The sequence below is a fragment of the Gemella haemolysans genome (assembly GCF_001553035.1).
GTDB lineage: Bacteria > Bacillota > Bacilli > Staphylococcales > Gemellaceae > Gemella > Gemella haemolysans_B.
This window is the reverse complement of record NZ_KQ959915.1, coordinates 1-9,548: the sequence shown is the minus strand read 5'-3', so window position 1 is coordinate 9,548 and position 9,548 is coordinate 1. Positions and strand designations below refer to the sequence as shown.

4 protein-coding genes are annotated in these 9,548 nt (G+C 29.6%); 3 read left to right on the top strand and 1 reads right to left on the bottom strand.

Features of this window, described 5'->3' with window-relative positions:
- Positions 1-4,662: peptidase (locus HMPREF3186_RS00045; RefSeq protein ID WP_060913351.1), on the bottom strand; the 4,662-nt coding region annotated here is incomplete at its 3' end.
- A 454-nt stretch (positions 4,663-5,116) separates the two neighbouring features.
- Between HMPREF3186_RS00045 and HMPREF3186_RS00040 the strand changes: the two genes are divergently transcribed.
- The 3 genes from HMPREF3186_RS00040 (at position 5,117) to HMPREF3186_RS00030 (ending at position 9,462) form a co-directional block, all read left to right on the top strand.
- On the top strand, positions 5,117-5,725 hold the full coding sequence (locus HMPREF3186_RS00040; protein WP_060913350.1) for a ribonuclease H1 domain-containing protein: 609 nt from the start codon (positions 5,117-5,119) through the stop codon (positions 5,723-5,725).
- Between the two features lie 253 nt (positions 5,726-5,978).
- The gene (locus HMPREF3186_RS00035) at positions 5,979-7,742 is read left to right on the top strand and encodes an ABC transporter ATP-binding protein (protein WP_060913349.1); all 1,764 of its coding nucleotides are present in this window, start codon (positions 5,979-5,981) and stop codon (positions 7,740-7,742) included.
- Entirely contained in the window at positions 7,729-9,462 is a 1,734-nt protein-coding gene (locus HMPREF3186_RS00030; RefSeq protein WP_231724122.1) for an ABC transporter ATP-binding protein, read from the top strand. Before HMPREF3186_RS00035 ends, HMPREF3186_RS00030 begins: the two co-directional genes overlap by 14 nt.
- The last annotated feature ends 86 nt before the right edge of the window (positions 9,463-9,548 follow it).

Here is a 9,548-nt window from a genome sequence, read left to right as displayed (position 1 = left end):
AGGAGCATCTTGGCCATTAGAAGCGACAGGTCTGTTGAATTCAGGAACATTATTACTTGAATTATTATCAGGTTTATTATCTGGAGTAGGTTTATCTTCAGGTTTGTTATTTCCTGGGACAGTTTCTTTATCATTTTTATGTTTAGTATACTCTTCTAATGCTTTATCTATGTTAGATTTTTCTTCTAAAATTTTATCTATAGATTTTTCTTCATCATATACTTTTTGAGCTTTTTCAGTAGCTTCTTTTAGTTTAGCGTGTGCTTCTTTATTAATTCCTTCTTTATCTTTATCATCGTTAACTAGGATTTTAGCTGTTTCTAAAGGTAAAAGAAGGTTTGCTCTTTCAGTAGCAAGTTTTTTAGCAACTTCATCAGTGCTTTCAACAGGCTTGTTTGCCTCATCATTACTTGGAGTGTCAACTTTGTCGTTAGGTTTGTTAACTTCGCTGTTAGCTGGAGTATCAACTTTGTCGTTAGGTTTGTTAGTCTCATTATTAGATGTCTGAGTGTTGTCACTTGGTTTATTTACTTCAGGAGCAGGTGTTTCTTTTAATTTGTTGACTGCATCTTCGATTTCTTTTAATAAACTAGAACGAGTGTCTTCTAGATTTCTTGTTTCTTTAGCTTTGTTTATGAATTCAGTTGCTTTAGTAATAGCTGTAGTTAAATTGTTTTTAGACTCATCTGAATAGTTACTTGCAGCTAGTTTGTCTTGAGCTGATTTAATAGCTGTATCTAGTTTTGAAGTATCATATCTAAGGAGGTTATAGTATCTTTGAACATCGTTAAATAATTTCAAGATTTCATTAGATTTAGGGTTGTTGTGCACTAAATCTTCTAGTTTATCTATTTTTCCTTGAAGATAGTTATCTACAGCGTTGATGCTTTCTTCACTATAGTTTTTGCTATCTTTATCAGAATTGAAGTTTGCTACAGCTTCAGCGTTTGAAGTTCTTAGCTGAATAAGTAAATCATATTGATTTTTTAAATCTGATAGTTCAGTAAATGCAGTAGAAATTTCTTCTGTGCTGGCAATATTATTTTTCAGTACATTTTGTGCAGCGTTGATTTTGTTACCGAAGTTTTTAATTACTGCCATGTCTTGCGTCACATTCGCATTTTTAAATACATTATTCCAACTATCATAGTATTTACTTGTTGTAGCTTCGAATAGTGCATTTAGTTGTTTTTTATCTGCAGTGATAACAGCATTTTCTTTAGGGTATTTTACAGATAATACAGCTATATTTTCATGTTTATCAGTACCAAATAGTGTACTACTTGCAAAAGTGTTAAGTTTTATTGTAGATGGTTTTCCTTCAATCGGTATTCTAATTTTTGAAGGATATTTATAAGAATTAGTTACATTATTGTAAGTAACGTCGGCAGTATCTTCTTTTAGAACCTGAACATCTTTTTCAGTATTGCCATCGAAGTATGTAAGTTTACTCATAACGGCAACATTAGTTGTTCCATTATTCATAGGGATAAGATCTAATTCTAAATAATTTTTTCCGTTTTCAGTTACTAGATACATATTTTTAATTATTCCATTAGCCATAGAAGGGCTAGTTAAATCTTGTTTTAATAATGATCCATCTAATTGAACTTTATTATTAGAATCTGTAGAAGGAGATTCCGATGGGTTACTTGGTTTATTTTGAGTTGAATCAGCAGAATTATTAAATGCATTTACAGCATTGTTAAGTTTATTTAATTCAGCTAGTAATGCTTCTTCGGTAGAAGAATCATTATTTAATAATTCTTTAGCTTTTGATAGTTCATTAGTTAAAGTAACAAAGGCTGCTGGGTCTTTTTTACCTTGTTTTATTAACTCAACTTCAGCTATTTTATTCTTAAGTTGCTCTTTGGCTGAAACTTGTTCTGCTCCAGAGTTTTGAGAATCATTTAAGTCTTCTATAGCGAATTTGAATTGTTCTTTGTAGTAATCTGTTAGATCGGTATTTATTTGATCATCAGTGTCGTTTGATTCAGGAGTTAGTTTGGCGTTAGCGACATACGCTTTTGCTTCATCAATTAATTGTTTAAGTTTAAGTTTTGATTGAGTAATTTTGTTGGAATTGTTGTAAGCTTCTTCAGCTTTTTTAATTTCTCCTGAAAGTTCATCAGTATTGATGCGAAGATAGTCTCCAAGATGTTGAACTTCTCCTGTTAGTTCATCTAGTTTTTTGTATACTGTTACAGTTCCTTCTTTGTCGAACTCATTTGAGTAAGTTTCTTTTTTACCTTCTATATCGACTGGATCTAGAGAGTTAATTTTACTTTCAACCGCATCTAATTTTTCTTTAATTAAGGCTTTGCTTTCGCTAGTAAAGTGTAAATTGTTCTTCCAATAATTTTCGTACTGATTTTTTGTGTTTTGTAGTGATTTATAAAGGTTAGCTAATGAATCTAATTTAGTTGTTTCATCTAATAGTTTATTTATAATGTTATCTACTTCATCTTTAGTTAGTGAATCGTTATTTAAAAGTTGTTGAGCCTTAGTAATTAATTGATTAAATGAAGTTTTGAATTCTGGTTTTAAATCTTTGTAGTTATCTTGTACTGAATTGCTTGTATAGTAATTAATTTTATCTCTTAACGAAGCTTTCAGAGGTGATTCTTTTTTAGTTTCCAGTTTTGTAGAGTAATCGATATATAAGTCTGTTGGTTTTGTAAAATTATCGATTCCATTTTTTCCTAATGAGAACGAATCTTTAAAATTGAAATTTCCTAAAAGTGCTATTTCAATATTTTTCTTAGTAGCATCAACTGTAAGTTTTAATTTAGTAGGGTAATCACGCCCTCCAATATTTTTTGTCTCTAAAATAACGGCATCGGCATCTGTATTTCCTAGACTGTTATATTTGAAAGTATCTGCTAGAGCGAAGTCGATAGCTCCTCCCATGATTTTAGGTTCTAATGTTAATATTACTTCATTTTTACCGTTTCCTAATTCGTGAACTTCTACATTTTTTATAAGTTCTGTCAAATCACGACTGTATCTTGTTTTTATAGGTTTGTCGCTACCTCTTTCTACGAATTTTGCAGTTACATTATATGGTTCTGCTGGTTTAGTAGTGTTCTCAACAGGTGCGGCAGGAACTGGTTCTCCTTTTTTACCGTCTTTTGTAGTAAGATTGTTGATAGCTTCAGTTAATTGTTTAACAAGGTCTGATGTCTCATTAATTTGAGGATTATAACTGCTTGTTTGGTTAATCCAGTCTTTAGCGTGATTTAAAGCTTGATCAAATTTTTCAAGAGACACGGGTTCGTACTCACTTCTGATTTTTCTGTCAGCGATATTGATTATTCTTTTTAGTTCTGTAGTATTGTATCTTAAGTATGTGAAGTTCGCGTTATCGAAGTCTTTAATTAACTGAACTAGTTCTTTTATGTTTCTTGTATTTTTCAATGAAGGAACACTTTTAATATAATTTCTGTAGTTTTCAATACTTTCTTTAGTGTATGTTTTTTCGTTATAAAGGTCAAAATATTCTAATAGTTTTGCAACTTTAATATCTAGTACTTCTCTTAATGTTGCAATGTCTTCCATTTCATGAATCGGTGTAGAAATTTCATAAAGTTTATCGTAATTAGCGCTATCTGAACGTTTCAATTCTTGTAGTTTTGTTACAGCTTCGCTAATTTTAGCTCTTTGTGAGAAGTCTGCAGCTGTGTCTGAAGTATTCTCTTTTGTTAGTAACCATTCATTAACCTTATTACCACGATCAATCCAATTTTGAATTTTTTCGTTTAATTTTTCTCTATACTTAGGGATAGCTTCGTTACTTTTTTTAGCAGCTGAGTAGTTAATATCTAAAGCAAATGGACCTGTTTGTTGTTTAGCGCCGTTTTTATCAATATAAGTCATATTTGAAACAACCAATTGTTCAGCTTTTAATTCACCAGGAACACTAAAGGCTACGATATGTTGATCTTCAGCAGAAGGACCTAGTTTAACATTTGTATCTAAACCAGAAACTTTATTAACAACAAAGCTTGTAATTTTGCTAACTTTATCAGGGTTAGCAACAAGATTAATTTCTATATCTTGACCTTGTTTGTAGATACCTACTAAAGACTCTTTAAATAGATTTTTAATTTCTTCTTTATTATCTACTACTTTTTTATAAAAATCTTGTTGACCATCGCTAGATACAGTTACCATTGTTGGAGTTTTAAAATCGGTAGTAGTATAAAAACCGTCATCTTTTAAATCATGGTTCACATCAAAGTTATAAAGTTGAATATAATATTTTAAAGTGTTTATTGCATTTTGTGCGGTTTTTTCTGTATATGAATTAGCATCAAGTTTTGCTTTTGCAGCAGCAGCTTCGCTCCACATGTTATACCAAGGGGTAGTGTCAATAACATCATCGGGAACTTGGTGATTTTCAAATGTTACATGGTAATAAGGGAAGTTAGAAGTTTTGTGGAAAAAAGTAGTTCCTAAGTATCTATTTGTGATAGACTGATCGTTAAAAATTTTATTTATTATTTCATTTAGTTCAGCCTTAGTTTGTTGAGTGGCTGCTGTATCTCCGAAATCAGCTTTTGCTATATTGCTATTTGTTGGCCAAGCTTGAGCTGTGATAGAAGATATAGTAAGTGCCAATGCAACACTCATACTTGATTTTAATAATTTATTTGTTTTCATGGAATGTCTCCTTTTGTATATAATGTAATAATTTATTCTAATATTAATTTTTCAAGGTTAATTAAATATAAATCTAGTTTTTTATCTCATTTACATAAAGACTATTAAATCAACCTTTGAAAAATAATAGACACCTATACTATAACATAAAAACGTTTTAAATGAAATAGATTATCAGTATCTTTTATGTGAAAAATAAAATGAAATTTCTTGAATTAATGAAAATTATACTTACTGATTTTAAATAATATTTTAAATTTAGTTTTTTTATTATTTGTAAAAAAGTTAAGAAAATATTTGTATAGACTTATTTATGATTTTTCTTGTTTAAAAAATGTATCTAAAGTAAAAAAATAATTTTTCTTAGTTTATTTTAAATTTTCTTTTTAAAAATTTACTTAATATTTTCTATGTAGTATAATTTTAGAGTAAATATTTTTGTAAGGAGAATATGATGACTAAATTTTATGCGGTAAGAAAAGGTAAAAAGACTGGAATATTTTCAACATGGGATGAGTGTAAAGAGCAGGTTACAGGTTATAAGGGTGCGATATACAAAAGTTTTAAAACTTTAGAAGAAGCAGAAGAGTTCGTAAAAGGTAATGAAGAAAAGATAGAGAATGTGGAAGCAGTTGATGGGGTATATGCATATATAGATGGGAGTTTTGACAGGGTTAATGGTATCTATGGTTCTGGAGTAGTTATTGTAGATGGCAATGAAAGTTATGAATATAAACATGCTGGAAATAGAGAAGATTATGCTCAATTACACAATGTTGCTGGAGAATTAGAGGCAGCCAAATATGTTATGTGGTACGCAGTAGATAGAAAGATTAAAGAGATCACTCTATTTTATGACTATCAAGGAATAGAATCTTGGGCAACTGGAGATTGGCAGGCGAACTTACCTTATACACAGGATTATGTGAAATTTTATAATAAGGTAAAATCAGTAGTGAAGGTAAATTTTGTAAAAGTGAAGGCACATACAGGTGTTGAACTTAATGAGGTTGTTGATAAACTTGCGAAGGATGCAATAGCGGAGTTTAAAAAAGAAAAATAACTAAGAAGTTGATGTTTTGAATTCGGGGTACACATCAAAATCTCAATTTTTGAGTCACTCCCTATAATTAAGTAGACTAAGTCGAAATTAATTATATGTTATAATTATATATGTTCAAAAAACGAATAGGAATAACTGGAAAATAAGAATTTTTAGTTATTCCTGTTTTATTTGCTTTTTAATAAAATTAAGTGTTTAAATATGTTATAATTAATAAAATATAGTTCAATAGATGAAAAAAGGAGGGTGAAAAATGAATGATATGATAAATAATAAGCAAATATTTAATAAAATAGCAAGCCTTATTTACAGAGATAAAAAACGCATAATAATTGCACTAATAGTTTCTATTGCATCTTATTATTTTTCGTTATACCCAACTGATAGGCTAAGTTATATAGTTGATGGTATAGCGGGAGGAAATATTGATTTTGATGGTGTAGTTAATGAAATTCTAAGAATTGTTTTGGCTGGAATAGCACTGTATATTGTCTATTTCTTTAAAGAATACTATACGTTTATAGGATATGATAAAGTTATTAAAGATATGACCTATGATATTCAATATGATATTTATAGACATACTCCAGTATTTTTTAATAAATTTAGTATTGGAGAAGTTATTAGTAGATCGACGAATGATATTACGAATTATATTGCGCCGCTTTTTGGTTATGGTATTCTATTAATTTTTGATGGAATAATCTACAATTTATTTATAAGTGCTCTTATATTTAACAAATCTAGTTTAATTTATTTATTACTGATTCATATACCATTGATTCTTCAGACTATTTATTTAGTTAGAAGACGTAAGGTACAGGAAAAATATTATAATGAGATGGCGAAAACTATGGATGAAATTACAGAAGAGACTTTAGAAAATGTTAAGGGTATTCGTGTAATTAGAGCCTATAGCTTGCTAGATAAAGTGAGAAATAGTTTTGTAGGAAAACTAAGAAGTTATGCTAGAAGTAATGAAGAATATATGAAAAAAACTCTTGTTTATCAACCACTTAATACAGTATCGTTAGCGGCAAGTTACATTATAGCTGTAGCTGGAGGATTTTACTTTATTAATTTAGGAATGATGACATTAGGAGAGTTGATTTCTGTCTGTGTAGTTATTGGGATGATCCAGTGGCCATATATTGCTTTATCTGAGTTAGTTATTATGATCATAGAGGTTCGTCAAGCTACGAAAAGAGTTTTAGAAATCTCTGATAAAAAGGCTGATGTTAATAATGACTTAGCTGAAAGTAATTTTGAGTTTAATAGTAGTATTGAATTTAAAGAATTTAATTTTAGTTTTGAGGATAATAATCATGTATTAGAAGATATTAATTTTACTATTAATAAAGGTGAAACTATAGGAGTAGTAGGAAAGACTGGTAGTGGGAAAACGACATTTATCAAGCAACTGCTTCGATTATATCCAATAGAAGAAAATACGCTACTTCTTGATGGTAAAGGTATTGAGCGATATTATGACTATTCTGTAAGGGCTAAGATAGGATATGCACCACAAGAATATCAATTGTTCTCAAAATCTATAAAGGAAAATGTTCTTTTTTATCGATATGATTTAGAAGATAAATTAGATGACGTTCTTGAACAAGCTGATATTAAAAAGGATATTAGTAGATTTAAAGATGGTATTGATACTCTTGTAGGAGAAAATGGTTTATCTCTATCAGGTGGACAAAAACAACGTCTAGGTATAGCGAGAGCATTGTTATCAGATCCTGATATTTTAATACTAGATGATAGCTTAAGTGCAGTAGATTCTAATACAGAAAAAACTATTATAGAAAATATTAAGAAAACTCGAGAAGGTAAGACTAATATAATAGTAGCCCATAGAATTTCTGCAGTAAGACATGCTGATAAAATAGTTGTATTAGATAATGGTAAAATATTAAATTTTGGAACGCATGATGAGCTTCTTGAAAAATGTCCTTGGTATAAACAACTAGATGAGTATCAAAATAAGGAGGTAGAAGATGATGAAGAATAAAAATCCGTTATTTCAATTTCTTCCTTATATGAAAAAAGCAAAAAGATCTTATATAATAGGCTTTGTTTTTTCATTATTAAATGTTGGGCTAGGGGTTGCTGGTGTGTACGTGTTGTCGAAAGTTTTTGATGGAATAACTGGAGATTTAACACGTCAGATAATTTTAAAATCATTGATAGTAATAGCTGGATATGGACTTATACTATTATGTTCAGGGATTTCTAACTATATTAGAAATATTTACTTAGTAAAAGGTGCTAATGAGGTTTACGTTAGAATTCAGATGCAGGTATACGATCATATTCAAAATCTACCGATTAAGTATTTCGATAATATGCCAGCTGGTTCTGTAGTATCTAGAATAACGAGTGATGTTAACCAAATTAGAACATTTTTCGTTTCGACATTTGTGCAAATATTAATAATCGTGCTAAAGATTATTTTTTCTTATATTGTATTATTTTATGTAGATGTACGTTTTGGATTATTTATGCTAGCGTTATTCCCGATAATGTTTATAGTATTAAAAATTTACAACAAGTTATCTATAGATAGTATTAAGGGATACAGACGTAAATTTTCTCAAAGTAATGGGATTATAAATGAAAATTATCAAAATTTAGAAATCATCAAAGCTTTTAATAAAGAAAAAGAGAGTATTGAAGATTGGAATAAGCATAATGAAGAGCGCTATAAATATTGGAAAAAATTAAATCTAGTAGATAGCCTATTGCTTCATAATATAACTGGAGTATTTAGAATAGTGATTTTCATAGGTATTGTTTATTACTATTCGTATTCACATTTTAATAATGTTTATGGTATTACATTGGGAATGGTATATTTATTTATAAATTATACTACCGATATAATTTATAGAATCGCAGACTTTACAATGGGAATTTCTAATTATATTAGAGCCCAAGGTGCGGCTATAAATATTCAAGAGATACTTAAGCTAGAAGTTGAGGAAGACAATCATAACGATATTACTGAGGATAATTTCCGAGGAAATATTAAATTTGAAGATGTGTATTTTTCTTATAAGGATGATTTTTATGTACTTCGTGATTTAAATCTTGAAATTAAAGAGAATCAAACTGTAGCCTTTGTAGGACATACGGGAAGCGGTAAGAGTACTATAATGAACTTAATTGTTAAGTTCTACAGTGCGACTAAAGGTAATGTCTTAATCAATGGTAGAAATATAAATGATTACAGTAAGGAGTATCTAAGAGAAAAAACGGCTATAGTACTCCAGGATTCATTTTTATTTGAAGGTACCTTACTCGAAAATATTACTACTTCAAATGATGAGAAAATTGCTAGAGAGGCCTTATCTAGAGTTGGGGGTGACTTCATTTTAGAAAGTCGCTCGTTGGACTCAAAAGTAGAAGTAGGTGGAAATAACTTTTCTACAGGTGAGAAGCAACTTATTTGTCTAGCAAGAGCTTTAGCAAAAGATCCTAAGATTTTAATCCTTGATGAATCGACGGCCAATATTGACAGTGAAACAGAACAAAATGTTAGTCGAGCTATAGAAGAATTAAAACAAGGGCGAACAACGCTTATAATAGCTCATAGATTATCGACGATAAAAAATGCCGATATGATTTATGTCCTTAGAAAAGGGAAAGTAATTGAAAGTGGAACACATGAACAATTATTAGCCCTTGAGGGAAGTTACAAAAAAATGTATGAAACTCAAGTAAAAGGATAATACAAAAAGAGTGATTTTAAAAATCAGATTCTACTAAATCTAGATTTTTAAATCGGCTCTTTGTCAAATTCGGGGCATGGAGAAAA

What these genes read in the sequence shown, in the direction of transcription:
- HMPREF3186_RS00040 (WP_060913350.1), top strand. Translation starts at nt 5,117, where the DNA reads ATGACTAAATTTTATGCGGTAAGAAAAGGTAAAAAGACTGGAATATTT.
- HMPREF3186_RS00035 (WP_060913349.1), top strand. Translation starts at nt 5,979, where the DNA reads ATGAATGATATGATAAATAATAAGCAAATATTTAATAAAATAGCAAGC.
- HMPREF3186_RS00030 (WP_231724122.1), top strand. Translation starts at nt 7,729, where the DNA reads ATGATGAAGAATAAAAATCCGTTATTTCAATTTCTTCCTTATATGAAA.